A 25,712-nucleotide genomic window follows, 5' to 3' on the forward strand; every position below is an offset into this window, starting at 1 on the left:
TTTTGGGTCATAAACCCAAAATCGCAGTGATTGGGGCAGGTGCCTCAGGTTGTTTTGCGGCTCTACAGATTTATGAGTCTTTGCAGGGAAACGTTACCATTCAAATATTTGAACGGTCGAAAGAACCTTTAACCAAACTTCGTATTTCCGGAGGAGGGAGGTGTAATGTTACTCACCAATTGTTTGACCCAGAACGATTATCACTTAGATACCCACGCGGCCAAAAAGAATTACGATGGGCATTTGAACGATTCCAACCAAAGGATACCATCGAATGGTTTGCTAAAAGAGGTGTGACTCTCAAAGCAGAAGCCGATGGAAGGATGTTTCCTATCACAGACAAATCCGAAACTATCATCAATTGTTTTTTGAATGAACTTAAAAAGTATAAAATTCCTATCCATTTTGAACAAGGATTAGTTGGGATTTACCAATTAGAGAACCAAATAGAAAGGTTTCGTTTGCTGTGGGAAGGTGGTAAGGAAGAATTTTTTGATATCGTTGTGATGGCAACTGGTTCCAATCGAAAGGTTTGGAGCATTTTAGAAAAACTCAATCATACGATTGTAGACCCGGTTCCTTCTTTATTCACTCTCACTTTAGCAAATACCGATTTAATTGAATTAACAGGTCTTGTTGTTCCAAATGCTGAAATCAAAATTGTGCCAAAGGGAAAAGCTCAAAGTGGTCCCATCCTCATCACACATTGGGGACTGAGTGGCCCAGCTGCATTAAGACTATCTGCCTGGGAAGCTCGTACTTTATTTGAAGCCAATTACAAAGTGAATTTATCACTCAACTGGGTTGGAAGTGAATCCACTCAAAATGTGGAAAATTTCTATTGGAAACAAAAAGAATCTTCTCCCGGTGAAAAGATATCGGCAAATCCCAATTGGAAATTACCTTCTCGTTTTTTTGATTGGATTTTAAAAGAATCAAATATTTCAGATAACAAACGTTACTCGGATTTAAGTAAATCAGAAATACGTGATTTATCCCTCAACCTAACACAAAAAAAATTACAGATGATGGCAAAAGGTGTATTTAAGGATGAGTTCGTAACCGCTGGTGGTGTGAACCGAAAGGAAATCCATTTCCAAACCATGGAAAGTAAACTTTGCCCTGGATTGTACTTTGTTGGTGAAGTGATTGATATCGATGGAATTACAGGTGGGTTTAATTTTCAAAATGCTTGGACGACAAGTGTGATTGCCGCCCAAGGAATTCGAAAACACTCTATTATTTGATTTTGTGGATTTGTATAAAATCTACAGTTTGTGCGACAGAACCTGGTGCCCCAGATAAAATTACAACCGTATCTCCCGATTTTAATTTACCTTCTGATTTCAGAGTTTTACTCATAAACGCAATCATATCGGGAAACTTATCCATCATTGGCATCACATAGGATTCAACTCCCCAAAACAATTGCATCTTTCTCGCCGTTCCTAAAAAGGGAGTGAAAGAATAAATTGGATTCAAAGGACGAAATTCAGATGATAAGAGTGATGAATATCCTGATCGAGTGAAATTGATAATCGCCTTTGCATGTATGGAACGAGAAATGGATTCTGCAGCATTACCAAGAGCAGTTCGCTCAACTTCAAATTCAGAACGGTCCATACTTCGTAAATGAGATAAATAAATTTCTGATTCTTCTGCTGCTTGGATGATACTTGTCATCGTTTTGACGGTTTCCACTGGGTATTTTCCAGAAGCTGTTTCGCCAGACAACATTACTGCATCGGTTCCATCCATAACAGCATTTGCGACATCACTTGCCTCAGCCCTTGTCGGTCGCGGATTGTCGATCATAGTCTCTAACATTTGTGTGGCGGTAATGACTGGTTTTCCTCGTTGATTGAGTTTTGTAATCATTTCCTTTTGGATGATTGGGACATATTGTGTGTCGAGTTCCACTCCAAGATCTCCCCTTGCGATCATAATGCCATCACAATGGTCTATGATCTCTTCAATGTTTTGGATGGCTTCAGGTCGCTCGATCTTTGCAATGAGGCCAGCATAACTATCTTTCATGAATTGACGTGCCATTTCCAAATCGCTTGCTCGTCTAACAAATGATAAAGCTATATAGTCAACACCAAGTGAGAGTGCAAATTGTAAGTCTTCGATGTCTTTTTCGGAAAGGGCAGGAGCAGAAATGGGAGTCCCAGGTAAATTGATACCTTTATTGTCTTTTAATACTCCACCGATCACCGTTTCTAATGTGGCTCGTTCTTTTGTTTTGGATTTTACAACAAAGGCAAGTTTCCCATCGTCGATGAGAATTTTATGTCCAACATCGATATCATTTAAAATGTATTGGTAGGTGCAACCAATCTCATCTTTGTTCCCTAAAAAATCACCTTTATTGTTGATGGCAATTTGGTCACCTGCTTTCAATTCGATGGGGCCAGATCCGAGTTTACCCGTACGAATTTTTGGACCTTGTAAATCTGCTAGGATCCCGATGGATTTACCTGATTCCTGTTCACATTCCCTGAGTAACTCGAAGATCTCTTTATGGTAATCATGTGTGGAATGAGAAAAATTCATACGGGCCAGGTCCATACCGGCATAAATCAAATTGAGAATGGTTTCACGGTTTGCTGAAGCAGGTCCTATGGTACAAATAATTTTAGTGCGTTTTTTGGGGATTTTATCGTCTTCCGGCATAGACCCTAACCTTGGCTTTTTTGTTTTTTCCTGCAAGTAAATTGTATGGATTGAATTGACTTGTGTCATTTTTCGAAAAAAAGTTCAATATAATGGCATCAAATGCACTTGCTCTCATTTACCATTCTTCGTACAACCTCGAACTGCCTGGTCATGTTTTCCCCGCCCATAAGTATTCTCATTTATACAACCGTGTCAAAAGGGATCCAGTGTTTGCATCCAGGGACATTCTTTTACCAAAAAAGGCAGATGATGCAGAATTAGAATTGGTTCATACAAAAGAGTACTTAGACGATCTTTTTGGTTATGAACACACTGCACGCACTATGTATTCAGAATTACCGTTAAATCGAAGTATTGTGGAAAGTTTTATGTATGGAGTTGGGGGAACAATTTACGCAAGTGAACTTTGCGACAAACACCAATTTGGTTTTAATATGGGTGGCGGTTACCATCATAGTTTCCCTGACAAAGCAGAAGGGTTTTGTTATTTGAATGACGTTGCCATTGCTATTCGGAAACAACGTGAAACAAAACCAAACCAAAATGCCCTCATCATTGACCTAGACCTTCACCAAGGGAATGGCAATTCGTATATTTTTCAACATGATGACAAAGTTTACACATTTTCGATGCACCAAGGTAATCTTTACCCCAAGAAAGAAATATCTAACTTAGATGTGAATTTAGAACCGAACACAAAGGACGATGAATATTTATCGATATTAGACACATCTTTAAAACAAATTCGAAAGGATTTTGATGCGAATATTATTTATTATGTTGCAGGAGCTGATCCTTACGAGGATGATTCACTTGGAGAACTAAAAGTATCCATGAATGGTCTGAAAGAAAGGGATCGAATGGTAAGAAAATTTGCCGAATCATTAAACATTCCTTGTGTGGTGACCTTGGCTGGCGGATACGCTAGAGACTTTCGCGACACAGTTGAAATTCATTTTAATACGATTACAGCATTTGGTGAAAAATAATGGGAGTATTTTCATCTACAGACAAAAAGAAAAACCAATCCGATTGGTTGAATTTAGATGATCTGTCGTTAGTAGATGTTTCGAAAGAACTAAACACATCCTTAAATATGGAGCCAAAACTATTCAATCGTTTTACTCATTACGAAGTAGAACAATTGTTAGTAAGTGCAGGATTAATTTCTGCAGTTGAAAAACGTGGATTTCAAAATCCTATCATCGAACTTGAAATTCTCAATGACTTTGACAATCGTATTTATATCAAAACTGAATCTAAAAAGATTTTAGTCCACACTCGACTAAAAGTATCTCAGTTCCAGTTAAAAGGGGATGATGAACAGTTCCCAATGATTTACATTGATTGGTTACTAACACAAAACATTAATTTTGAACCAGGTGATATTAAAAAAGAATTGTACTTTGGTCAGGAGTATCCAGGACTCAATGTACTAAATGAGTTTACTGATTTCATTCGAGTGTTGTCTCAAAAATTAGGAACATCGGGTGCATTTAATGTTCCTGAATACTTTCATGATGCTGTTTTATTTTCTAGGAAATTTCGTTTCATTGATCCTGAAAAAGAAGGTACATTCCGTGCACTTGTGAAAAATTTCCGTGGCACAAACTTACGAAGTTTATCCTCCCAAATCCATCAAAATCGAGTTCAATATGAAAATGGTGAACCTTATGAATGGAAATATGGTGAAATGATTTCCTGTACTGATCCCTATTTAGAGAAAAAAGTCTTCCATGAGGCATATTTTCGAAAAGTGGAAGAAGTAAAAGAAAAACTAAAATTCCGTTTGGTCTCAAAATAAGCGGATCAAAATCCGATAATCATAGTAGATGTCCGAATATTCTTTCAAACCTGAAATTCTCATCATTGATGATGACACAGAAATATGTGAAACATTGGAATTGATTGTGAATGGACTTGGGTATTTTGTTCGTTACTTCACAAATCCACTACAAGGATTGGAATACTTCGAAAGGGAAAAAAATCCTATCGTCTTTTTGGATGTGAACATGCCACAAATTACAGGTTTGGAACTTTTACCAAAAATCAAAGCCATCGATTCAAAAACCCAAGTCCTTATGATGACGGGAGAACATGATATCCAAACCGTTGTATCTTCATTGTATCATAGAGCATCTGACTTTATATTGAAACCATTCCATACAAAATCGATTGAAGCAGCAATTTCGAGATCGTTTGAATATTATAATTTTCTAAAAGATAAAGAGTCGATGGATGAAGCGATCAAACGTGATCTGAGGCTTGCTGCAAAAATTCAATCCAAAACAATGAATTTGCCTTCGTTAAAACGAAAAATTTATTCTGAGATCAAACCAGTTAGTTTTGTTTCTGGGGATTTTTTCCAAGTGATTCCACTCACAGAAGATAAAACCTTAATCCTTATGGGTGATATCGAAGGTCATGGTGTTACTTCTGGTCTTATTGCAATCCTAATGACAACAATTCACAAAGAACTTGCACGAACAACAACCATTGCACCAAGAGAATTATTATCTCGCCTTAATCGTGAATTATGTAATGAAATTGGAACTCATAGTATGACAGCGATTAGCATAGTCGTTGATCATTTACAAAAAAAAATCACTTATGCTAGGGGCGGGCATCCTTTCCCGATCTTGTTTCAAAAGGATAGTCGGGCTCCACTTCTTTTGCAAGACCAGTCTGGCCAAATCCTTGGGATTTTGACAGAAATGGATTTTGCAGAAAAAGAAATCCAAGTGGAGTCAGGTGATATCTTATTTTTGTATTCTGACGGACTTTTGGCATCTAGCACCCATCCTCTTGTCCAAACTCTTGTTCAGTTGCCTAAGGGTGAGAATCGTTTCGATGCCATGAAATTAGAAATTTCCAATTACATCCAATACTTGGTTACTTCATCTAAAGCTTCGGATGACATATCATATTTGCTTCTAGAGATTTAAGATACAATACATTTGTTTTTGTAGCTTCAGTTAAAAAAACATTTAACTCTGATTTGATTTTAAATTTGCCATTTAAAAAACCAGCCTTCCAATCTTTGCGATGGTTTATCATCTTGTTGATTATGAATTCTTTTTCTGGAAAATCGCAGAGTTGTTTTGTGATGTATTCTCCTTTAAAAAATAAAAAATCCCCTTTTGCAAAAAACTTTTTATCCGCTTTGGGCAAACTTTGTATGATAGACTGATTCTCATCTGCATACCTATGAATGGCTTTTTTTGTGATTTCCCAAACCAAATCATCTTTAGTGTTTGATTTGTTGAGTGTGATGGCAGAAACCATCACCAAAATAACAGAAAACACTAGGACAGGAATCCATTCCAAACTAAGGAACTTTTCTTCCCTCCAATACATAAAAGCTAAAATAGTTATCGGTAACCAATAAAACCCCATCAAATCCCAGTCAGCTGGGAAACCCAATTGTGGATTGTGTAAAAAACCATGTAAGAAAAAACAAAATACCACAACAAACAAAGTTTGATGGGTCTGATTTGAGATGAATTGTTTCCAGTTTTCTTTTTGGAATCTCCATTGGTAGAGTAAATAAAATGCCGAAAAGAAAACATTCCATACAAGTACGGAACTGATTTCTTTCAAATGGTTCAAAGAGATCCATCGTTTCATGGGATAAAATGGAGGATGGATGAGGTGGGTGCTATTTTGATCCACAATGGGATCATGGAAAATACTAAAGTATAAAAACCATGGAAATAGTATGAGAGAACCAAGGAGAGTGCAGAAAACCAAATGTTTGATTTTTTTCTCTTTTGGTGAATGGTTATACCATAGGTAAACCAATAAAATTACCAAATATCCTGAAACGAGATGAAATAACATCGATAAGGCAACTATGCATGTGCTCCCATACAAAAGAATGTCACTATCCTTTGGATCTTTTGCATAACGGTATAAAAATAGATACAAACATAAATGGACTGCTGTTACTAGTGTGTAATGTTCGGCATACCCAAACCCAAGTAAAATCCCACCCGATGATAAAAGGATTAAAATGGATAAATCCTTTGTTTTGTTTTTCCCGAGGACTAAAAATCCAAACAAAAAAAATACTCCAGCAATATAAGAGAGAATGGAATAAGAAACCACTGGATCATCTGAAATATGAAAAAAAGTTAATACTTGATTGAGGTTACTATGGAGGATACTTTCCAAAATTTCATCCAAGGTAAATTGAAACCCAAAAAGTTTTGTTTCAAGTAAATTGGTTTCCAGTAATAAGATACCATCCCCCCAATTGCGATTGCGCAATGGAAAGATTAACATAAATAAAAAATAGAAACTCGCGATAAGCCAATTGGGTGGTAAAAATTTTACCAAGGTTGGAATATTCCAAATATTTTTCCTTTTCCCGTATAACACAATGCTTTGGATGAAAATGAAGGCAATTGACAAGAGGATGTACGTGTATGCATCGCCAGGGAAGAACCAGGGCTTCGATGGTAATACCAGAGCCACTAGTACAAATAAATAGGGAATGTATAAAACTAAGGATTTCATTCGATTGTGTTTTCGTAGTATTCTTTTGGGATTTCTTCAGCTGTGATCAATGGGAAATGACCTTTGCGAATATTAAAGAAAAAAAGTTCCGGAACACTATAAAAGATGGTTTCAGTTCCTGCGACAAAGGATTTACCTCGATCCATTGGTGATTTGACAATACCCATTCCTGTATACCCGATCCCCCAAATCACATTGGCAAAACCTAAGATGGGCCTATTCCAGATAGTTTCTTCGGTAAAAAATAAAAACGAGTGGTCAAGAGGGTTTGGTTTATAGATTTCAGAAGTGAAAACAAATGATTCTTTTATATTTTTTTCTCTCCAAGTTTTGAGTGCATTTCGTTTCAGATTTCGATAAGAAGGAAAAATTTTAATTTTTTCCGTATAACGACTGTTTGCAAGTTTTAGGGCAGCAATGGATGGCACAAAGTTAAATCGAACCCAATGGCTTCCAAGTGGTTCCCAAAATTGTTGGCCTTCGATATTCCCATTGGGGAACATCAAATTCATATATTGGAAAAGTTCATTTGTACAATTTTGAAAAACCAAATGATAAGAATATAGGGACTGCACATTTTTTGTATAGGTTTCCCACTTTGTTTTTGTTTTGAGATAAGAATCCGAATCAATCGTTTTATTCAGTTGGAAGTTTTGGTTTTCGTAAGGATTTTTTCCCAACCAATTGAATTCAATTCCTTCCGTGTAGGTTTTTCCTTCTATAAAACTCAGATATTTTCCGAGTAAAGATTCCCAGTTATAATAATGAATGGGATGGTATGATTTGATAAACTCGTCACGTTTTTCTTTGATGAGTAAACCGTATTCTTTTTGTTTGGTGATAAAAACTGATTCAGGTAAATTAAGGTATTCAATATAGGAAAAACCTTGGAAATTTTTTCTTGGGAATACAATCGTTTTTTCTCCAATCGAACGATGGGTATAGATGATCCTTAAAAGTAGTGTCATCTCTTCCCAATCATTACATTCTTCTAAAAGTAGGCAGGTTTTTAATTCGTTTTTCAATTCAGAAAGGTAGTTTTGAAATGTGATTACCTCCTCCTCTGTTAACGAAAAATCTTTATGATCCAATCGAACAAAAGCTTGTTCGTACAATTGCACTGGTTTTTGTAAAAACCTTCGAACAAAAAGCCTCCTTTCAGTTTCAATGAAAGTTTGGGTATCGGTTTGTATACTTGTGATCAATTGGAACGCAGACTTTGTTTCAGGTAAATGGTTGGGCTTAATATCGTGATTTGGATTTGATTTTTGTTGTGAGGATTGTAGTGATTCGATTTTTCTATTGATTTGTTCCAATTCTTCTTTGGTAAAAGAAAAAAGTTTTGGATAAGGTGCATCAGGATCAGGTAGATTGGTAAAGTAACCAAAACCAGGAATTGTATAGGAAAGTGGATCTTCTTTGGAAGTGGATGTTTTCCATTCCCAATCTTCTTCTAATCGTTTTTGGTTTTGGATATGAGTTTCTTGTACTAAATACAATTCATTCCACTTCTGGCGTATGATTCGTTTTGCTTTATCTGTAAGTTTCCATTCATAAAACTCGATGTTACGATTTTCGATCACACCGTATTGGAATCGAAAGTCATCCCAACTTTCTCGTACGATATGAAAAATTTGATCATCAAAGGAATACTGTAAATGGTAAACACGGTCACCGAGAAGTAAAGCCGAATGACCACCACTAGACTGCCCTGAATTGGAATCGATATATAAAAAACCGTAACGATTTGCTTCCTTTTGTTTGGGTGAAGCTGTGAGGGAAATTGCCGAGAGGATTGTGAGGAAGAAGAGAAGGGCGGTTTGTCTCCGCCCTAAAACAGAGTGGATTATAAGTGGTATCCTTTTAAAATCAACTTAGCAACTGTTATGTTTTGTTTTGAAACATCTTCTGCTACTTCTTTCATTTCAGATGGAGTGAGGTTTGCTTGTTTTAAACCTTGTCCGATGGCAATATAAGTTGCAGCTTCGGATCTCCAAGATACAAGTCCATGTTTTTTGGCAATAAGAGATAGTTGGTTTTCTAATTCTTGTGATTGGTTTTCGTATCGAATTTGTAAAGCAACACTTGCGATGATGTCTTCTTGGTATTCATTCATCACTTTTTCTTTGCTTTCTTCAGAAATGGAGGAAATACTATTACAAATTGATTTTACAAGTGCAGAAGTGGAATCAGAGACAGACATTGTCAAACGGCTAATACTTCCGGAAGCAGAATCAAGAAAGGAACAATTGTTAACTGAAATGAACAAAGCCATGGCAGAAACTATTGTGAAAACTTTTATGGAACGCATAAAAAACCTCTTACGTCGAATTGCAAAAATACTAAGTTTTTTTTGAAAATCGTCAATGAATTTTCTTTCTTAAACGGAAACCACAACGGAACCAAAAGCAGGTAAAGTGGTTGTAAATCCACCTGCAACAGGTTGTAAATCCACTCGAGTTCCCGTCCAGAAATCCAAAAAGGGAGCTTTCGTTTTGACACCGGGTGGAAGGGAAATATGCACTGTTTTTTCTTCTTCTGTTGGATTCCAAATTCCTAAATACCCACCTGGATTGTAGAGGGCAAGTGGGAATTCATTTTCAAAAATACCGATTGGGATGGGAGTGTAGGCGTGGCATTCCCTATTCAATTGGAAGGCTTTTTTCAATAGGTCCAAACGATCCATTTCTAATTTTGTTAAGTCATCAGAGACAAGTAACATCCCACCTGACACTGCCATGACGGATGCCATAAGTTTTGTTTGGGCTTCGTTCATTTTGTTCTTTTTTTTGCGAACGAGTAAACAATCTGGATCATTTAACCAAAGATGTCTGTGCATGGATGCTCGTGTGATGTCATTGATGAGTGCTGTTCTCGTGCATAAAGCATTTCTGTCTTTTAGAAACACTCTTAGTCGTTCAGGATACCAAAACGGCGCTACATCACAGGAAATTCTCATTCCATCAAAATAACCGATGGAAGGTAACATGGGGGCACCACATCCAAGCAAAAATGTATTTTTCCCCACTACTTTCCGGATGAGGTCTAATGCATTTTGGTAACGTGCTTGTGGCGACAAACTTTTGTTATATACATCTCCAGGCAAAAGACCAGCATACAAAAAATCCAATTTTAAATATGGGTATCCCCATTCTTTAACAATGGTAGAAAACACTTTTTCTAAATAAGTAAGAGCCGTTGGATGGGTGATATCCAGTGCATAGGTATAACCCCTTCCCCAAAGTGGTTGGTAAATGGCGGGAACTGGTTTTCCATTTTGGTCTTTTAAGATGGCTTCCGGGTACTTTCGAAAGAATTCTGATTTTTTTCTGACAAGGAATGGAGCAAGCCAAATTCCAGGTTTTAATCCTACACGTTTGATTTCGTCTGCGAGGATTCTCATTCCTCCCGGAAACTTATCATTTGGAATCAGCCAATCACCGATTTCTTTTTGGTAACCATCATCAATTTGGAAAAATTCAAAAGGTAAATTTAGTTCTCTCACTTTTGTTAAATTATCTAAAATAGTTTTTTGGTCGATATGAGTGTAATAATAATACCAAGAACACCAACCAGTCGGAACTTTTTTAGGTAAATTATTAGGACCTTCTTTTTTACCAAGTTCTTCAAAGTACTTTAACAATTTGGTTTCGGGAGAACCTTTAAAAAACAATACTTTGATTTTAGAAATATTCAATTTGGCATTGGGTCTTAAATCGGGTAAACAATGGATATCATAAATTACTTTAACTGATGTTACATTTCCTTCGGCTCCAAAAACCACTTCAAACTTAGTTCCAAATTCACCTGCTTCAAGTGGTGCATACAAAACACCGTTTTGGGTTTCTTTGTTGTATAACAAGGTGAGGTATTCAGAGATAAATTTTCCAACTTTAGATTCATTTTTGGAATAAATGTTTTCTTGGGAATATTGTAAAAAAGATAAAAACGGAGGTTTGTCTACATCAGAACTTTCCATTTTCCTTGAGATAGACCATGACTGGTACCCATGTTGGAAAAGGGAAAAACCATTCCCTTCTGGAAGGTCTGTAAGTTCTAACGCAAGGTGGTCTACAGAAAATCCCACTTCTGGCCTTGTACTTTCGCGCCAAATCAGTTTGGGACTAAGGACAGTTCCCAATTTCGAGTCTTTTGTCGTGGTCAGTAATAGTTCGAATTTTTTACATTCGGATTGGAAAACACCTGCTTTCACAGGAAGGAAATGGGAAATGGTGACGGAATTATGAACTCTATATTGAATTTTCATCTTGGAAAAATCTATTTGATGATTTTGTTAGGGTGGTTTCCATAGTAAGCCATTATGACCCAAAAACGTTCAACTATAAAACCAGTCGTTTTACAAGGAGATCTTAACGAAGATTTTTTTGAAGCTTTCAAAAAGGACGACAGGTTAGCAGTGGATTGTGAAATGATGGGGCTCAATCCCCGCCGGGATAGGCTTTGTGTTGTTCAAATTTCCGATTCTAAAAATAAAGTTGCTTTAGTGCAAATCCTGCCTGGCCAAAAAGAAGCCCCACACATCCAAAAATTATTTGAATCAAAAGACATCACAAAAATCTTTCATTTTGCTCGAATGGATATGACCTTTCTGCGTGCAAGGCTTGGTATCAAAGTACAAAATGTATTTTGCACCAAAATCGCAAGTAAACTTGCCAGAACGTACACCGATAAACACGGGTTAAAGGAACTGATCCGAGAATTTTTCGAAGAAAATATCGATAAAAAAAATCAGAGCTCTGATTGGGGTAAAAAAATCCTAACCAAAGACCAAGTGGACTATGCCTCAACTGATGTTCGTTTCTTAATTTCACTCGAATCCACTCTAACCGAGATGATGATTCGGGAAAACAGGTTTACGATCGCAGAAAAATGTTTTGGATTTTTAGAAACTCAAGTGGAACTTGATTTACTCGAAATATACAACCTCTTCGAACACTGATGGCAAAAAAACAACTCCCCCAGTACCAATGCAAAGCTTGTGGTGATACCTTTAGCCGTTGGGCTGGGAAATGCCCATCATGTGGAGAGTGGAACCAAATAGAAGAAGTCGCAAACACTTCCCAAGGAAGATTTGATTCTCATGTGCCAACGAAACCGAGGGACAGAAAGTATACAGAACCAAAATCCATCGGTTCTGTGGTCAGTGATTCCCATTCCCGAATCCATACGGGTTTTACAGAACTTGATTTGGTATTAGGTGGAGGGATTGTTCCCGGTAGTCTTGTGTTAGTTGGTGGAGAGCCAGGTGTGGGTAAGTCTACCCTTGTATTGGAAATTGCCAAAAACATTGCAGACCAAGGAAAAGTTTTGTACATTTCGGGGGAAGAATCTGCCTCTCAGATTGGCCTTCGTGCCAAACGGATGGGTGTATCCTCTGAGAACATCCTTTTGTCATCAGAGGTGTATGCAGAAAATATTTCCCAGATGATATCGGATCTACAACCAAAAGTTGTTTTCATTGATTCTATCCAAACCATTCTAAAAGAAAGTTTAGTGAACCAAGCCGGTACAGTCACCCAACTTCGTGAATCTTCCCAAGTATTTCTTGAAACCGCCAAACGCACGTCAGTTCCTATTTTTCTGATTGGTCATATCACAAAGGAAGGACAAATTGCTGGTCCGAAAGTTTTAGAACATTTGGTGGACACAGTTTTGTACTTTGAAGGTGATAGATTCAATTATTACCGAATCCTTCGTGCCGTCAAAAACCGATTTGGGGCTGTTGGTGATACAGCAATATTTGAAATGGTTCTTGGTGGACTAAAACAAGTCCTAGACCGCCACCGATTGTTCATCTCACCTGAAACGGAAGAGCGATCAGGAAGTGTTCTCTCTTCTGTGATGGAAGGATCCCGTGCCATCAGTGTAGAAGTACAAGCCCTTGTCACCAAATCATCGTTTGGCCAGGCAAGGCGAATGGCGGAAGGTTTAGACAATCGTCGTGTGATTTTACTTTCAGCCGTAATCGAAAAATACTTAGGACTTCCCCTTTCAGAGTCAGATATCTTTAGCAACCTCGCAGGTGGTCTTAGTGTGGACGAACCAAGCCTTGACCTTGCGATCACAGCTTCGATTGTCTCCTCCTTTCGAGACAAACCCATCTCACGAGAAACAGGTTATTTAGGAGAAGTCGGACTTTCGGGAGAAGTGAGGAGTGTTGGCCAAATTAGCCTTCGCATCAAAGAACTAGTGGGAATCGGAATCAGCCAAGTGTTCATCCCTCACGGAAATTGGAAAGAAGTGGAAGGGATGTTTCCTTCGATCAAATTAACTCCGATCAAACACTTACAAGAGTTAGGTTTGTAACCAATAGACAAAGGTCTCAATCCAAACGGTAACACATTTTCGGAAGCGACAGACGATCAGGAAAAATCCAATCGTTCGATCCTTCGAACCAATCTCACGACAGTTGTCCGTAGATCCAAGCGAACCATGCATTACAACTAGGCAATCTCCTAATGTATGTCCTAAATTTGGCAAAATCGCTCGCATAAGTACTAAATGTGTCATAGGATGAAAAATTGACCCAAAATTAACACAATTAACTTGACTTTTTCTATGCCATCGGAACTTATCTATAGATTGTTCAGAGGTGATTTATGAACTCTAAAAAGAAAAATCTTGTTTGCCTCCTCGCACTCCTACTCTTCACAACAGGGGTCCATGCAGGCGCAAGAAAAACAGTGTATCCAGTTGTGTTCGCACATGGATTATCTGGATTCGACAACTTACTCGGATACTACTACTTTGGTAACGATTATGGTACCTTCGTAGGGGATCCTTGTGACGAGTTTTTGGAAACAGCGTGTAACGGTAGCATCCATTCCAGCCAAAAGGCATTAGCGGCAAGTGTCACTCCCTTCCAATCTTCGGAAGTACGGGGAACTCAACTTGCAGACCGCATCCAAAACTATATGACTTCCACGGGAGCCACCAAAGTGAATATCATTGGTCACTCCCAAGGGGGGATTGATGCAAGAAAAGCAGCAGCTGTGTTACGTGCAAGGTACGGAAGACAAGTTGTGCATGCTCTCATATCAGTATCAAGCCCACATAGAGGTTCTCCTACTGCCAAGTACATCCTCGACTTGGGTCCAGGTGTGACATCGGTTGTGAACGCTCTAGCCAAACTTTTCGGAAACACAATTTACGGTTCCGGAAATGATGGAATTGCAGCGGCAAAACAATTAGTGTATAATGATTATTCCTCTACAGATGGGATCACTACTGGTATGAAAGCATTCAATGCTAATTACAATGTAAATTCAAGTAATGCAGCATACTGGGGATCCATCATCACAGCACAAGATAGTATCAACACAAACCCTGCGTTATACCTTCTGAAAGAAGGATTTTATAACATTGATGGAGATGGATATTGTGTAGATGATTGTGACAATGATGGTGCTGCCGGTAAAGGTGATGGCACTCGTGGTAACAATGACGATGATGGACTTGTTGGAATCAATTCACAACAAATGGGCGATCGTTTGCAATACAACGAATGTGCGATTTGTTTTGATTGGATCACAGTCAATACAAGCTTAGGGTATGTAAGCAACTTAAATGCACCAACTTCTGCGCAAATGACATCTAAGTCATCTGTTGTGAGCCAAGACCATTTAGATGTGGTTGGGGTTCCGCCAGATACATTTGATGAAGAAGAATTTTATGCATCGATTTTAGAGTTTATCGTCACTAAAGGCGGTTAACAATCTCTTTGGCAGTAAGAAAAAAACTTACTGCCAATCTCTAACTTTTTTTAACATTCATCCTACAAAAAAATCATCATTCACATTCAATCCATATGTTTCAAAATAAAAAAATCTTATATAGCGTACTTTCGATACTTATCATTTTATTTGTTGTGATCTTAATCCTAAGACCAACCAAAGACAAAAACCAAAAAGACTTTGAAGCGATCCTGAGCGAAGGAAAAATTGCAGAGTCAAAAGAATTGCCAAACTTACCAGAAGATTATGCAGATCATAAACTTATGGAATACTCCATGGAAGAGATCGCACGAATCCTCCAAGAAAAGTATGGAAAAAATATCGATAACCCTGCAGCTCAAATTGCCATGATCGAAGAGTTAATGAAAGACCTTCCCAAATTGTATCCAAACGATTGGGTAAAGGTCCTCAATCAGATTTTGGGTTATGCTTTTCCCAACAAAGCATTGGAACTCTTACGAATGTCAGAAAGTTTATACAATTACAACCGTTTCAGAGAAGCAAACATGAATAAGGTGGGACTTATGTCTGACGAAGCCCGCCGAGATATGATGTGGAAAGAACGATATCGTTTGTTTGGTGAGAAAGCAGACGAAATTTGGGCCATGGAAAAGAAAATGACTGCCATTGGAGACACTCTCAAACGGATCCAGGAAAGTCCTGCCGGGAACTTGGATGCCAAACTTTCTAATTATGCAAAGACCCTCAAAGAACAATTTGGTAAAGACTACCCACGCCTCATGGAAAACAAACGCCAACAACTCACAGAAGGCTTCATGGTCTCGGTCCAAAAAGATTTAAAGGTATTGTCTTACGGGGAACGAAAGTCGGCCCTTCGTGAGATCCGCCAAACCATGGGAATGGACCAAGCGGCGTTAAACCGTTGGGATGCTCTCGAAGAGGAAAGGGAAAAGGCATGGCAAAACCAACAGAAATACGCTGAAAAACGGAACCAACTCTCCACAAAAAAAGGGGGAATGACAGCTGAGGATGAAAAAGCGCTCGATGCCATGCGGAAACAACTCTTCGGGGAAGAGGCAGAAATCATCAAAAATGAGGAAGCGAGTGGTTACTTCCGTGCTTCGGAAGAACGCACCTATGGGGTCAATTGAGGGATTTGGAACACTGTTCCGAAACAATTGCCATATATATGCCATAAGTCATTGACTTGTGGCACCTGTGTGGGGTAATTTAGCCAAAAACATAGAAAGTTCAGGTGATATATGAAAAAGAAAATTGCGATCGGGTTTTTAGCGACCCTTCTCTCCTTCCCCACATCAGGTTTGTTTGCTGGTCCTTTGGATGGCCAATGCATCGCTCTTGTCCACGGTATTCTTGGATTTGACGACACGCAAGGGTTAGCTGGTGGACTCGTAAAGTATTGGGGAGGCCTTGATGGATACCTCCGTAGCCAAGGTGCAAAAGTAACGACACCTGGAAGTTCGGCTACGAATTCCATTCCCGTTCGTGCAAGCCAAATCCAATCATCAGTCAATACTTGGATGACAGCAAACGGTTGTTCTAAGGTGCATCTTATGGGACACAGCCAAGGTGGACTTGTCATTCGTTATATGGTATCCAATTTAGGATTCTCTGGAAAAACTCAAACAGTCACAACGATCAATTCGCTCCACCAAGGGGCTCCGATGGCTGACATCGTTCTTGCTGTGATCCCTGGTTGGTTACAACCTTTTGCAAACTCTGCACTTGGACTCCTCGCAAAACTTGTGTACCGCGACGGTCGTCCCCAAGATGCAATCGCAATGGGAAAATCTCTCACAGTGAGTTATGTTAAAACATTTAATGCAAACTCTCCTAACAAAACAGGAATCAAATACTACTCTTATGGAAGCCAAATGGCCTGGGCTGACCTCATCCAACACCCAATCATGGCACTCACTCACCCAATCACTTGGGCAGGTGGATTGTTTTATGGTTTAGGTGGAGGTAATGATGGAGTGGTTCCTTTGAATTCCCAAAAATGGGGAGCATGGAAAGGAACTCCAAATGCATATTGGTATGCAACAGGAATTGACCACCTCCAAGCAACAAACTTGGCATGGAGTGGACAAAACTTTTTTGATGTGCAAGGTTGGTACCTAAACATCGCAAAAAATGCAAAAGCTGGATTGTAATTAATCCTCAAACAAAGAGAAGCCGGTGGTTCCATCGGCTTTTTTTTGTACTGTACCCTATCAAATTCTAATTCCAAATACAAAAAGTTCCCCTTAGGTTTTCTCATTACTACAAATGGATTTTAAAAAAATTATACTGATTGTTGTCTTCTTCCTTGTTCTATTTTTAAGTTTATTATTCATACTAAAACAAAATGATTCCGATACTGGCAGAAAAGATTCCCTATCACCAGAAGAACAAATGGTTTCGGATCGGATTTCTCCTTTAGGAAACGGGGAAGGATTTTGGGATGAAGCCATCTCTCCCTTTCGAGAGGACAGAACCAAACCATACTTAGAGTTACTCGAAGATTTGAAATCTGGCAAAGTAAATTTTGTTTGGGAAGTCTGGGCCCTTCGTCGGAAGTGCAAATCGGATTTCACTCCTGACCAATGTAATGCCACAATCCTTGCTTACATCGATGCTGAATATGATTCACCTGACAGAGAAAAGGTGAAAGATCTATTCATATCCTATTTCCGTTACGAAGAAGAATACCGCAAATGGGAACAACCTACAGATTTAAATTTTGTAGAATTGTATGAAAAGATCAAAGCCAAACGAAGGGAAATCCTTTCTGATAAAGCAGAATTGATTTTTGGGATGGAAGAATCACAAGTGTCTTTTTTGGAAGGGACCAATCATTTTCTAAAACAAACGGCCAATCTTCCAGCAGAACAGCGGGTAAAACAGTTTGAAGACTTTAAGAAAAAAACGTATGGAAATTATTATGATTCTTTAGTTTCCAGAGAAGATAAGTTCGACCATTACCAAATGGAAATGTCTCTTCGTGATAAAGAGTATGCTTCCATTACAGATTCTAAGGAAAAAGAAAAATATCTGTTTAAAATCGAATCCAAATACTTTGGGAAAGAAAAAGCAGAAGCCCTAGCAAACGAACGTAAAAGAGAAACCAAACTTTCCGAATCAATCTCTACTTACGAGTCGAAAGAGAAAGAGTTCCTCAGAGAGAATGCAAATTTGTCTGCTACAGACAAAGAGAAAAAATTAAAGGAACTTCGCATCCAAATTTTAGGTTCGGAAGAAGAAGCAGATGCTTACTTACGAAGGAAAAATATAGAAGAAGCAGGTAAATAAACCCGATCCATTCCTAGTAAAAATATACAGATTCTTTTTGTAAGTGCAAATGTGTTTAGGATTTGAAGACAAAAAGAATCTGACTCAATCTTAATTTGGGTTCAAGGTCATTCGTTTTTGGTAAGGTTACTTTGGTTTGGAGTGGGTTCTTTTTTATACTTCTCGTAGGCATTCATCGTTTCTAAGTATTCGTTTCCTGCATTCCAAACGATGAATCCGTGTCCCGCTGAATCACGAGCTCCTTGCATTTGTACTTTGATGTAATCTGTATAACTCAATTTACTGGGACCAACCATCATATTGAATCCTTGCACCCAGGCAATGGCTTTTGTTCCTTGTTTGGCTCGTTTGACAGTGAGATCGAGTCCATCTTTAATGGTTCCATATGGATCCGCAACCCGTTTGGTCAGTCCATAAAAATGAGAGGGATACAGCATAGGATAGAGGCCATTTAGTTCTTCACTAAACGGTTCTACTTTCTGGCCAATCACATCGTTTTCAATAAATGGGACCCTTCCAAATATATCTGCTGACCACTTCGTATCGCTCGGACAAGTTTCTTTTGTTTTTTCTTTATGATCTTTGATAATGCCTAAAATTGACTCATATCGTTTTTCATAACTCATACTGAAATTGGTCCCACCATCAGCATACCGAATGTAATCGAGTTGGATTTCTGGAAACCCCAACTCACATGCCTTGCGGATGGATTTTTGGATGGAAGCCATTAAACTTGTGTTTGGTGATTTTTCTATGAGTCCACCTTCAAAGTTTACCACCCTTGCCACCATATAAATCCCAAGTGCCTTTGCTTCTGCCACTTGTTCTGGAGTAGGGGGATGGGGTTGCATATCCACAACAGCTGTATTCATCCCAGCATCCTTCATCACTTGGAAGAGTAAACTCCAACGTTTTTTGTCGCGAATGGTTTTGGTATTGATGTAAAGCCCTTCGATGAATTCTGGAGGTTCGTTTGCGGAACCAGATCGTTCTTGGCCCTTTGTCTGGGAAATGGATTGGCAAGAGACAAATGCAAATACTAAGAGGAATGAAATTAGTGGTTTCATAGCAGTTATGACAAGTTTTTTTCCAGCGAATGAAAATTCAAATCGAATCGATTGACGAAATTCCCTTAGTTTCCTAAAATTTGGGCATGATTGAAATCACAAATGACTTCCAAATCAAATCGTACGGTCGTTTTCCCGAAGTCCTTTCGGAACAGGCGCAATTCAAAGACCGGATGGTGGAAGTATCAAAACTATATAAAGCGATGGGTGAGTCCTACCTCCAACATTTAGGTGACGATGCCAAAATCAGTGGATCGGAAAAAAAGGATTTAAACGAATTTTTAGAGAATATCTTACTTGTCCTTGTGATGTTACGAAAACTTGATTTTTCGCAAATGGATGAAGAAGTTTACATTCGAAAAGACAGAGGGCTTTTTGAATTACGTTTGCGATTTGGAGAAGGTGGGATATGGGAGCTAACAGGCGCCATACGACCTGAATACAAAATGAAACAACGTGTGTTTCGGGAATGGTTCAATACTGATTTTTCTAATGATATCAAAACATTTTATGCAGTGTATGGCAATGCGGGACTTGATAAAACCATTTCTCCTGAGGAAAAAATACAAATCACAAAACAAATTGATCGCATCATTGCAGAAATTATCGAAATGATTGTATACATCGAACGGTTTATGTTATTCCAATGAAAACAGGGATTTCCTTTCACGAATCTTTTTTGGACCATAAAACAGGGCCGGGTCATCCGGAAACCCATGTACGATTGGAATCCATTTTGGAGGCAATTTCGGATCTGCCATCAAACTCCTTTTTATGGAACAAAACCTTTAAGGAAGCACCCTTATCTCTTATCTCGGAGATCCATGATCCAAATTACGTTCGTTTGGTGGCAAAAGTTTGTGAAGAAAAAGGAAATGGGTACTTAGACGGTGATACTGTGTTTTCACCAAATTCATTCAAGGCAGCATCTCTAGCAGTGGGAGCGGGAGTGGCTCTTGCACAAGATATTTTAGATGGTCATATAAAAAATGGAATGGCCCTTGTCCGCCCTCCCGGCCACCATGCAGAATCCGATCATGCGATGGGATTTTGTTTGTTTAATAACATTGCCATCACTGCCAAGTATTTAAAACGTCAGGGGATCAAACGCATTTTGATTTTGGATTGGGATGTGCACCATGGGAATGGCACCCAACACCAGTTTTACGAAGATGAATCCGTATACTTTGTTTCCCTCCACCAATACCCATTTTATCCAGGCACAGGATCCGAGAAGGAACGGGGAGAGGGCAAAGGATTTGGAACTACATTGAATTTGCCAATGGCACGTGGGTCAGAAGAGAAACAATACCTAGATCAGTTTTCTTTTATCCATAAAGAAATGGAAAACTTCCAACCTGAATTTGTGTTGGTTTCTGCTGGGTTTGATGCCCACAAAAATGACCCACTGGCAGGAATGAATTTAAAAACAGTTTCGTATGAACGAATGACAAACGAAGTGAAAGAGATTGCTCGTGTCCACTCCGGTGGAAAACTACTTTCGTTTTTGGAAGGTGGGTATGATTTCCAAGCACTTTCTGAATCCGTGAAAGTACATTTGGAAACACTTGCCCAATCTTAAATTAGGCCTTTGGCGCCACTCCAAAGACTTCTTTGACCCAATGGATGAGAGGTCGTGAACTGATGATGGAAAAATGGTTTTGTTTTTTCAGTTCTAATGTGCGAAGGGCTTGGTTTGATTTTTTATCGAACACTTTGTCCGTGAGGTAGGTGAGACTTTTTTTCTCAACGATCCCATCCCCTAAAAAGTTTTGTAGTGGGTTTTCTGGTCCTTCCATCAGAGCATAGGCTTGGTACACATCCAAATCATCTAACTCACCAAAATAGGTTTCTGAAAAGTATCCTGAAATGGTTTCCTTCCAACCTTTTTCTTCCTTACGGATAAGGCCAAAGGATAAATCTTTGATGGCATCACTTCGTAGGTTTCCTATCATTCCGATGATCTTCATGGCAACATTGGGACTTTTTTCAAAAAGAAACCCAAGCCAAAATCCAATTTTTTCCAAATACGAACCTTTGTTTGGTGCAGCAATCAGTGTGATCCGACCAAGCCGATGGATCCAAGGTTTGTTTTCCAACTTCGCATAATAAATACAGGAGCGAAAGATAAGACAACCCAAACTATAACAGATGATATCTGGATGTACCTCTTTATCTTCTTCAAAAAAAACATCCAAAAGGTGCATGAGTTTTTTCCCATTTTCATGAATGGGAAGACCGTGGTTGTATCTTAGGTAAAAGGAAAAGTATCCACAGGTCTCTAGTTCGGTAGCAAGGCCAGGGGAAGTGATTTGTCGATTTTTATATTCTACCGTTTGTTCTTGCCATACGGATTCGTCTGTAAATAGACCTGGTAAAAATAGGACAGATTTGGTTTTGCCAGAGTGATGGAATTCGGTAATGGTTTCTTTGGCTGTGATGTCTTTCCCAAAGGTGCGAAAACTCATGTCAATTTTTGTGAGTTTGAATTTTTGATTATGAGAACTTCCTAATATACTGGAAACCATACGGTTATCAAACACCATATCATCACTTTTTTTAGCAGTGAGTTCAACTTTGAAGAGGGCTTTGTCAAAGGCTTGGTTTGTAAGTTCGATGGTTTTTTGTAATTCTTCATTGGAACGTAACCCCGTGTCCCTGACTTGGACACCAAGTTTTTGAAGTGAATCCCTCCATTCTGGTTTATAAAAAAACGCGTTGGACAATAGATCCAATCCATCTCCCGTTTTTGTCAGACTGCCATGGACTAAAAATTGAACTCCTTTTAAGAGGGAATCCGTTGTTTTTTGGGTGAGGGAAACAGTTTTCCCAGCAAGGGAATTGATAAGGATTTGGATCACGGTGGATTAGTTTACTGAGTTTTGGAGAGAAAGCGAGAAGAAAATGAAGTGTAGGATCGGCTTTTTAGAAATTACAAAAAACGTTAGGTATGGGTTGAGAATTTGAAATGGATTGGATGTTTGCTTTTCCTTTTTTTAGAAGGAATCGATCGCGTTCGGTGATGGGTTGTTTGCAATTTTTTGCTAAGAGAGTCGGTTCTGTACAAATCAAATTGTAGGATAGCCAAGCTCGTTTCCTTTTGGTTACTGTTCGACGCAAACTAGGTGGTTAAGGGTATCACAAGAAACACCATTTGCACCATTTCGAAAGGCAATATAATTTGTTGCATTTGAATTTCCCACTCTCCCACCTTGGCTAGCTGTAGCAGTAACTGCTCCACTTGTCCAATTCGTACATGTATTCGTTGGCTGCGCGTTTGCAGTTTGCCAATTTGAGTTAGGAAATGCTAATCCAGTCCAAAATGTTTTGAGTGGGCCAGAATCAAACGCATGTGCCATTGTATAAGGGCTTGAAAATGTATTGGAACTTGCAGGTAATATTCCTGCTGAATTTGGAGAAAATAAAAATGCAGAATCATTGGCCCTAATATAATTCCTGCCTTCACGGAATACCCAATCAGAATTCTCTGTTATATTAGTGCAGTTTGGGGTTCCATTACATGCTCGTCTAAGGCCAGTGCCATCTGTCAACATAGCTTTAAATGTACCAGTTGCTGGTTTATTAGCATCCGCGTTACATTTTGCGTCTGCGCCTGCAGGACCATTTGCCGCCGCACCTTGCAAGTTTCCATTGTAAGTGGAAGCCGTAACAAAAACTTTGTAAACTGTAGTTTGGATTTGAATTGAAATGGTTTCCGTATCATTGTTCGTACCATCAGTTGCAGTAACAGTATAATTTGCACTCGGTTGTGAATCAGTAGGAGTGCCAGAGATTACACATGTAGTCGGATGTAGACTTAGTCCACTTGGTAAAGCTGGATTCACAGAGCAGGAGTTATATGGAAATGTACCGTAAGGTGTCAATGATGAAATGGCTTCATCTTCTCTGAACAAAAAAGAACTGCCTGTATAAAACATAACTCGATGCCTGATCGAAATTGAGCCAGATACACTATTAAAGTTTGTATCAAGACTAGAAGATGAAATATTTAAGTTTGAAGTAGTCGGTGTTGTTGCAAGAGAAGCCAGTGTTATGAGTTGAGGAGAATTATAGTTCCCTGGTGTAAACGTTAAATGAGCAGTGAGTGGTGTAGTCCCATTTCCATCCACTGTTAGTTTACTCGTATCAAAGGCTAAATTGATGGTAACATTTGATGTTGGCACAACTCCAAGTGAGATTCCGAATGTTTGTGAGGTTCCATAAGTTAAAACCACACTTGCACTGGTCACATTAATTTTAGAAGATGGACCAATCGTAAATACATTGTTCGTAGTCGTTGTGGTTAACCCATTGATCAGCGTAAATAAAAACGCATCATTGGATTTCACAGGATTACAGGAAAGCAGACTCATTGTGAACACAATAGAAAAGAATCGATTCCAACGCATCTTGCCCTCCCTGATCCTTATAACAAATTAGGGAAACCCCTTTCTCAAAGATCGGAGAAAACGAAAGGACTTACAAGTGAAATTCTTCGGAAAGGTACCGAGAACTCTTTGCCTTCAGTACTTGTCCGAGAAGATTACGTCCCTTTTCAGTGTCTTTCAAGCTGACTACTGTCCGTAAAGAAAACACACGAAGGGCATCGGATACCGATAGAGTTCCATCCGCAGAATCTTTTCGCCCCGAAAAGGGAAACACATCAGGCCCACGTTGGCACTGTGCATTCCAATTCACACGAGCCACTTGGTTCACAAGGGTATCAATCAGTTTACCAACGACATTCGGATCTTCACCAAAGACGCTGGCTTGTTGTCCCATGTTGGACTGGATGATGTATTCCAAAGGTTCTTCGATCTTAGAGTAGGGAACAATGGGAACCAGTGGTCCAAACTGTTCTTCGTGATACAAACGTGAGTTTGGTGAGACAGGAGAGAGGATGGCAGGAGTCATAAAGGATTCTGAAATTTCACCTCCACCTTGGTTTAAAACCTTTGCACCATTTTGTAAAGCATCGTCCAAAAGTTCTTTGAGCCATTTGGTTTTCCCTTCTTCAGGCAGAGGTGTGAATTGAACACCGGGTTCCCAAGGCATCCCCGCTTTCCATTTGGAAAATTCTTCTAAATACAATTTTGAGAATTCGTCCAAAATGTCTTTATGAACAAAAAGAATTTTAAGAGCGGTGCACCGCTGGCCATTATAAGACAAGGATCCAGAGACAATTTCTGGAACCATTGTTTTTAGGTCGGTGTCAGGAAGTACAATGGCTGGGTTTTTTGCATTCAATCCCAAAACAGACCTTAGGCGGTTGAGTTTGGGATGTTTTTTGGTGATGAGATTGGCTGTTTGGCTGGAACCAATAAAAGCAAACACATCAATTTTTCCTGATTCCATGATGGGAGAGATGACTTTCGCTCCATCACCATACACGGTATTGATCACACCTGGAGGGAAAGCTTCTTTAAAACATTCAAGAAGAGGTTCTAAGAGTAAAACTCCATATTTCGCAGGTTTGAATACAACTGTATTTCCCATAAGAATGGCTGGGATGAGAGTGCAAAATGTTTCGTTTAACGGATAGTTAAATGGACCCATACATAAAACAACTCCATAAGGAGAACGTTTGATTTGTGCAATGAGTCCACTTTCGGAAATGTACTTTGCAGAATTGGATTCGAGTTCGAGAAGGGATTCAACTGTATCTTCTAAGTAATCAATCGTACGATCGAATTCTTTTGTGGCATCTTTTTCAGTTTTCCCAATTTCCCACATTAAAAGTAAAATGATTTGGTTTCTTTTTTCCTTCATAAGATTTATGAAGTGGTTCACGGCCGATATCCTTTCCGCCGGTGTTGAGGAAGGCCAAACACCTGTTCCGTGGTTGTATGCCGTAACCGCTGCCTCTAAGGCTTTCAGGCTTTGTATTTCATCAAAACTAGGGTAGGAACCTAGAACCACCTGTTCCAATTTTCCATTCCGATTGAGAAAGATGGGGGATTTGACCGTTTGTGTTTCTCCTTTCCATTCCAAAATTTCGCCACCAAGTAGGTATTTTTTTTGGTGGATCGGAGTGATACTGTACTCTGGGGGAATGGAATCTTCAGTCGGAAAAACAAAGCTCATGATCCATGAATCGGACCTGCACAAGACTAAAAAAGCAACATTTTACGGAATCGATCGACCGATAGATAAATTATGGAGCCATGGATGGCAGAGAATCAGGAAGAATGGGAAGCTTTGACCTTACGACTCTTTCGTAGAGTGGAGGAACTGGAATCTCTTATGCTTGAGGTGCGAAGTGACTTGGTCAGATACCGCGCTGTCCGGGAAGAATGGTACCATTGGCATAGCGCTTGGAAGGAGGAATACGCCAAACGAGCCACCGGATGAGCTGGAAAAATCGTTTTCCGTAGGACCTCTCTTGGAAAATTAGTCCTATCCCATTCGAAAAAGGAATTCC

23 protein-coding genes are annotated in these 25,712 nt (G+C 39.1%); 13 read left to right on the forward strand and 10 right to left on the reverse strand.

Annotation, left to right across the window (positions count from 1 at the left end):
- The first annotated feature begins 2 nt into the window (after positions 1–2).
- Positions 3–1,247, forward strand: a complete 1,245-nt coding sequence (locus LEP1GSC202_RS09345) for a BaiN/RdsA family NAD(P)/FAD-dependent oxidoreductase (RefSeq protein ID WP_015677341.1) — start codon at positions 3–5, stop codon at positions 1,245–1,247.
- On the opposite strand, the gene pyk is transcribed toward LEP1GSC202_RS09345, so the two are convergent.
- Positions 1,240–2,676 (reverse strand): pyruvate kinase, encoded by a 1,437-nt coding sequence (pyk, locus tag LEP1GSC202_RS09350; protein WP_039928731.1) that lies wholly within the window; start codon positions 2,674–2,676, stop codon positions 1,240–1,242. The genes LEP1GSC202_RS09345 and pyk overlap by 8 nt on opposite strands.
- 92 nt (positions 2,677–2,768) lie before the next feature.
- Here pyk and LEP1GSC202_RS09355 point away from each other — a divergent pair, with 92 nt between their 5' ends.
- From LEP1GSC202_RS09355 to LEP1GSC202_RS09365, 3 genes are read left to right on the forward strand one after another with little or no spacing between them, the layout of a single operon-like run.
- Entirely contained in the window at positions 2,769–3,668 is a 900-nt protein-coding gene (locus LEP1GSC202_RS09355; RefSeq protein WP_039928488.1) for a histone deacetylase family protein, read from the forward strand.
- Positions 3,668–4,483, forward strand: a complete 816-nt coding sequence (locus LEP1GSC202_RS09360) for a hypothetical protein (RefSeq protein WP_015676378.1) — start codon at positions 3,668–3,670, stop codon at positions 4,481–4,483. Before LEP1GSC202_RS09355 ends, LEP1GSC202_RS09360 begins: the two co-directional genes overlap by 1 nt.
- Before the next feature lie 28 nt (positions 4,484–4,511).
- On the forward strand, positions 4,512–5,624 hold the full coding sequence (locus tag LEP1GSC202_RS09365; protein ID WP_015677253.1) for a response regulator: 1,113 nt from the start codon (positions 4,512–4,514) through the stop codon (positions 5,622–5,624).
- Here the strand turns inward: LEP1GSC202_RS09365 and LEP1GSC202_RS09370 are convergent.
- The 4 genes from LEP1GSC202_RS09370 to LEP1GSC202_RS09385 form a co-directional block, all read right to left on the reverse strand.
- On the reverse strand, positions 5,581–7,197 hold the full coding sequence (locus LEP1GSC202_RS09370) for a hypothetical protein (RefSeq protein ID WP_039928489.1): 1,617 nt from the start codon (positions 7,195–7,197) through the stop codon (positions 5,581–5,583). The genes LEP1GSC202_RS09365 and LEP1GSC202_RS09370 overlap by 44 nt on opposite strands.
- Positions 7,194–8,780, reverse strand: a complete 1,587-nt coding sequence (locus LEP1GSC202_RS09375; protein ID WP_015676849.1) for a hypothetical protein — start codon at positions 8,778–8,780, stop codon at positions 7,194–7,196. The genes LEP1GSC202_RS09370 and LEP1GSC202_RS09375 overlap by 4 nt, the downstream gene beginning before the upstream one ends.
- Before the next feature lie 263 nt (positions 8,781–9,043).
- Positions 9,044–9,508, reverse strand: a complete 465-nt coding sequence (locus LEP1GSC202_RS09380) for a putative lipoprotein (RefSeq protein ID WP_015677109.1) — start codon at positions 9,506–9,508, stop codon at positions 9,044–9,046.
- Between the two features lie 69 nt (positions 9,509–9,577).
- Positions 9,578–11,464 carry a glycoside hydrolase family 36 protein gene (locus LEP1GSC202_RS09385; RefSeq protein WP_015677618.1) on the reverse strand — a complete coding sequence of 629 codons (1,887 nt, stop codon included), beginning with the start codon at positions 11,462–11,464 and terminating at the stop codon, positions 9,578–9,580.
- A gap of 54 nt (positions 11,465–11,518) precedes the next feature.
- On the opposite strand from LEP1GSC202_RS09385, the gene LEP1GSC202_RS09390 reads away from it, so the two are divergent.
- Positions 11,519–12,157 carry a ribonuclease D gene (locus tag LEP1GSC202_RS09390; RefSeq protein ID WP_015676853.1) on the forward strand — a complete coding sequence of 213 codons (639 nt, stop codon included), beginning with the start codon at positions 11,519–11,521 and terminating at the stop codon, positions 12,155–12,157.
- Complete coding sequence (gene radA / locus LEP1GSC202_RS09395) at positions 12,157–13,524, forward strand: DNA repair protein RadA (protein WP_015676673.1); 1,368 nt, start codon at positions 12,157–12,159, stop codon at positions 13,522–13,524. Before LEP1GSC202_RS09390 ends, radA begins: the two co-directional genes overlap by 1 nt.
- Here radA and LEP1GSC202_RS19885 read toward each other — a convergent pair.
- The gene (locus LEP1GSC202_RS19885; protein WP_156825359.1) at positions 13,513–13,728 is read right to left on the reverse strand and encodes a hypothetical protein; all 216 of its coding nucleotides are present in this window, start codon (positions 13,726–13,728) and stop codon (positions 13,513–13,515) included. The two genes, radA and LEP1GSC202_RS19885, sit on opposite strands and share 12 nt — an antisense overlap.
- A gap of 89 nt (positions 13,729–13,817) precedes the next feature.
- Between LEP1GSC202_RS19885 and LEP1GSC202_RS09400 the strand changes: the two genes are divergently transcribed.
- The 4 genes from LEP1GSC202_RS09400 to LEP1GSC202_RS09415 all read left to right on the forward strand — a co-directional run bounded on the left by LEP1GSC202_RS09400 (position 13,818) and on the right by LEP1GSC202_RS09415 (position 18,224).
- Positions 13,818–14,930, forward strand: coding sequence for a lipase family alpha/beta hydrolase (locus LEP1GSC202_RS09400; RefSeq protein ID WP_015677081.1), 1,113 nt, complete (start codon positions 13,818–13,820; stop codon positions 14,928–14,930).
- Positions 14,931–15,025: 95 nt separating this feature from the next.
- Positions 15,026–16,063, forward strand: a complete 1,038-nt coding sequence (locus LEP1GSC202_RS09405; protein WP_015676361.1) for a hypothetical protein — start codon at positions 15,026–15,028, stop codon at positions 16,061–16,063.
- A gap of 111 nt (positions 16,064–16,174) precedes the next feature.
- A complete protein-coding gene (locus LEP1GSC202_RS09410) occupies positions 16,175–17,086 on the forward strand; it encodes an esterase/lipase family protein (protein ID WP_015677090.1) in 912 nt (303 codons plus the stop codon).
- A 115-nt stretch (positions 17,087–17,201) separates the two neighbouring features.
- Positions 17,202–18,224: a lipase secretion chaperone gene (locus LEP1GSC202_RS09415; RefSeq protein WP_015676667.1), complete on the forward strand. Its 1,023-nt coding sequence runs from the start codon at positions 17,202–17,204 to the stop codon at positions 18,222–18,224.
- A 107-nt stretch (positions 18,225–18,331) separates the two neighbouring features.
- Here the strand turns inward: LEP1GSC202_RS09415 and LEP1GSC202_RS09420 are convergent, their stop codons facing one another.
- The gene (locus LEP1GSC202_RS09420; RefSeq protein ID WP_015676718.1) at positions 18,332–19,291 is read right to left on the reverse strand and encodes a putative glycoside hydrolase; all 960 of its coding nucleotides are present in this window, start codon (positions 19,289–19,291) and stop codon (positions 18,332–18,334) included.
- A gap of 86 nt (positions 19,292–19,377) precedes the next feature.
- On the opposite strand from LEP1GSC202_RS09420, the gene LEP1GSC202_RS09425 reads away from it, so the two are divergent.
- Both LEP1GSC202_RS09425 and LEP1GSC202_RS09430 read left to right on the forward strand, forming a co-directional pair.
- Positions 19,378–19,941 carry a hypothetical protein gene (locus LEP1GSC202_RS09425; RefSeq protein WP_015677482.1) on the forward strand — a complete coding sequence of 188 codons (564 nt, stop codon included), beginning with the start codon at positions 19,378–19,380 and terminating at the stop codon, positions 19,939–19,941.
- Positions 19,938–20,873, forward strand: a complete 936-nt coding sequence (locus tag LEP1GSC202_RS09430) for a histone deacetylase family protein (RefSeq protein ID WP_015676922.1) — start codon at positions 19,938–19,940, stop codon at positions 20,871–20,873. Before LEP1GSC202_RS09425 ends, LEP1GSC202_RS09430 begins: the two co-directional genes overlap by 4 nt.
- 1 nt (position 20,874) lies before the next feature.
- Here the strand turns inward: LEP1GSC202_RS09430 and LEP1GSC202_RS09435 are convergent, their stop codons facing one another.
- The 3 genes from LEP1GSC202_RS09435 to LEP1GSC202_RS09445 all read right to left on the reverse strand — a co-directional run bounded on the left by LEP1GSC202_RS09435 (position 20,875) and on the right by LEP1GSC202_RS09445 (position 25,375).
- Complete coding sequence (locus LEP1GSC202_RS09435) at positions 20,875–22,152, reverse strand: esterase/lipase family protein (protein ID WP_015677512.1); 1,278 nt, start codon at positions 22,150–22,152, stop codon at positions 20,875–20,877.
- 243 nt (positions 22,153–22,395) lie between these two features.
- The gene (locus LEP1GSC202_RS09440) at positions 22,396–23,700 is read right to left on the reverse strand and encodes a DUF1554 domain-containing protein (protein ID WP_015677461.1); all 1,305 of its coding nucleotides are present in this window, start codon (positions 23,698–23,700) and stop codon (positions 22,396–22,398) included.
- A 70-nt stretch (positions 23,701–23,770) separates the two neighbouring features.
- Positions 23,771–25,375 carry an NADP-dependent glyceraldehyde-3-phosphate dehydrogenase gene (locus LEP1GSC202_RS09445; RefSeq protein WP_015677222.1) on the reverse strand — a complete coding sequence of 535 codons (1,605 nt, stop codon included), beginning with the start codon at positions 25,373–25,375 and terminating at the stop codon, positions 23,771–23,773.
- An 84-nt stretch (positions 25,376–25,459) separates the two neighbouring features.
- On the opposite strand from LEP1GSC202_RS09445, the gene LEP1GSC202_RS09450 reads away from it, so the two are divergent.
- The gene (locus LEP1GSC202_RS09450; protein WP_015677483.1) at positions 25,460–25,642 is read left to right on the forward strand and encodes a hypothetical protein; all 183 of its coding nucleotides are present in this window, start codon (positions 25,460–25,462) and stop codon (positions 25,640–25,642) included.
- Positions 25,643–25,712 lie beyond the last annotated feature (70 nt).

Origin of the sequence: Leptospira yanagawae serovar Saopaulo str. Sao Paulo = ATCC 700523, from assembly GCF_000332475.2 — a bacterium.
Taxonomy (GTDB): Bacteria; Spirochaetota; Leptospiria; order Leptospirales; family Leptospiraceae; genus Leptospira_A; species Leptospira_A yanagawae.

Excerpts from the sequence above, each read along its gene's own strand:
- pyk (WP_039928731.1), bottom strand. The coding sequence starts at position 2,676 with ATGCCGGAAGACGATAAAATCCCCAAAAAACGCACTAAAATTATTTGT.
- LEP1GSC202_RS09355 (WP_039928488.1), top strand. The coding sequence starts at position 2,769 with ATGGCATCAAATGCACTTGCTCTCATTTACCATTCTTCGTACAACCTC.
- LEP1GSC202_RS09360 (WP_015676378.1), top strand. The coding sequence starts at position 3,668 with ATGGGAGTATTTTCATCTACAGACAAAAAGAAAAACCAATCCGATTGG.
- LEP1GSC202_RS09365 (WP_015677253.1), top strand. The coding sequence starts at position 4,512 with ATGTCCGAATATTCTTTCAAACCTGAAATTCTCATCATTGATGATGAC.
- LEP1GSC202_RS09370 (WP_039928489.1), bottom strand. The coding sequence starts at position 7,197 with ATGAAATCCTTAGTTTTATACATTCCCTATTTATTTGTACTAGTGGCT.
- LEP1GSC202_RS09380 (WP_015677109.1), bottom strand. The coding sequence starts at position 9,508 with ATGCGTTCCATAAAAGTTTTCACAATAGTTTCTGCCATGGCTTTGTTC.
- LEP1GSC202_RS09385 (WP_015677618.1), bottom strand. The coding sequence starts at position 11,464 with ATGAAAATTCAATATAGAGTTCATAATTCCGTCACCATTTCCCATTTC.
- LEP1GSC202_RS09390 (WP_015676853.1), top strand. The coding sequence starts at position 11,519 with ATGACCCAAAAACGTTCAACTATAAAACCAGTCGTTTTACAAGGAGAT.
- radA (WP_015676673.1), top strand. The coding sequence starts at position 12,157 with ATGGCAAAAAAACAACTCCCCCAGTACCAATGCAAAGCTTGTGGTGAT.
- LEP1GSC202_RS19885 (WP_156825359.1), bottom strand. The coding sequence starts at position 13,728 with ATGACACATTTAGTACTTATGCGAGCGATTTTGCCAAATTTAGGACAT.
- LEP1GSC202_RS09400 (WP_015677081.1), top strand. The coding sequence starts at position 13,818 with ATGAACTCTAAAAAGAAAAATCTTGTTTGCCTCCTCGCACTCCTACTC.
- LEP1GSC202_RS09405 (WP_015676361.1), top strand. The coding sequence starts at position 15,026 with ATGTTTCAAAATAAAAAAATCTTATATAGCGTACTTTCGATACTTATC.
- LEP1GSC202_RS09410 (WP_015677090.1), top strand. The coding sequence starts at position 16,175 with ATGAAAAAGAAAATTGCGATCGGGTTTTTAGCGACCCTTCTCTCCTTC.
- LEP1GSC202_RS09415 (WP_015676667.1), top strand. The coding sequence starts at position 17,202 with ATGGATTTTAAAAAAATTATACTGATTGTTGTCTTCTTCCTTGTTCTA.
- LEP1GSC202_RS09420 (WP_015676718.1), bottom strand. The coding sequence starts at position 19,291 with ATGAAACCACTAATTTCATTCCTCTTAGTATTTGCATTTGTCTCTTGC.
- LEP1GSC202_RS09425 (WP_015677482.1), top strand. The coding sequence starts at position 19,378 with ATGATTGAAATCACAAATGACTTCCAAATCAAATCGTACGGTCGTTTT.
- LEP1GSC202_RS09430 (WP_015676922.1), top strand. The coding sequence starts at position 19,938 with ATGAAAACAGGGATTTCCTTTCACGAATCTTTTTTGGACCATAAAACA.
- LEP1GSC202_RS09440 (WP_015677461.1), bottom strand. The coding sequence starts at position 23,700 with ATGCGTTGGAATCGATTCTTTTCTATTGTGTTCACAATGAGTCTGCTT.
- LEP1GSC202_RS09445 (WP_015677222.1), bottom strand. The coding sequence starts at position 25,375 with ATGAGCTTTGTTTTTCCGACTGAAGATTCCATTCCCCCAGAGTACAGT.
- LEP1GSC202_RS09450 (WP_015677483.1), top strand. The coding sequence starts at position 25,460 with ATGGCAGAGAATCAGGAAGAATGGGAAGCTTTGACCTTACGACTCTTT.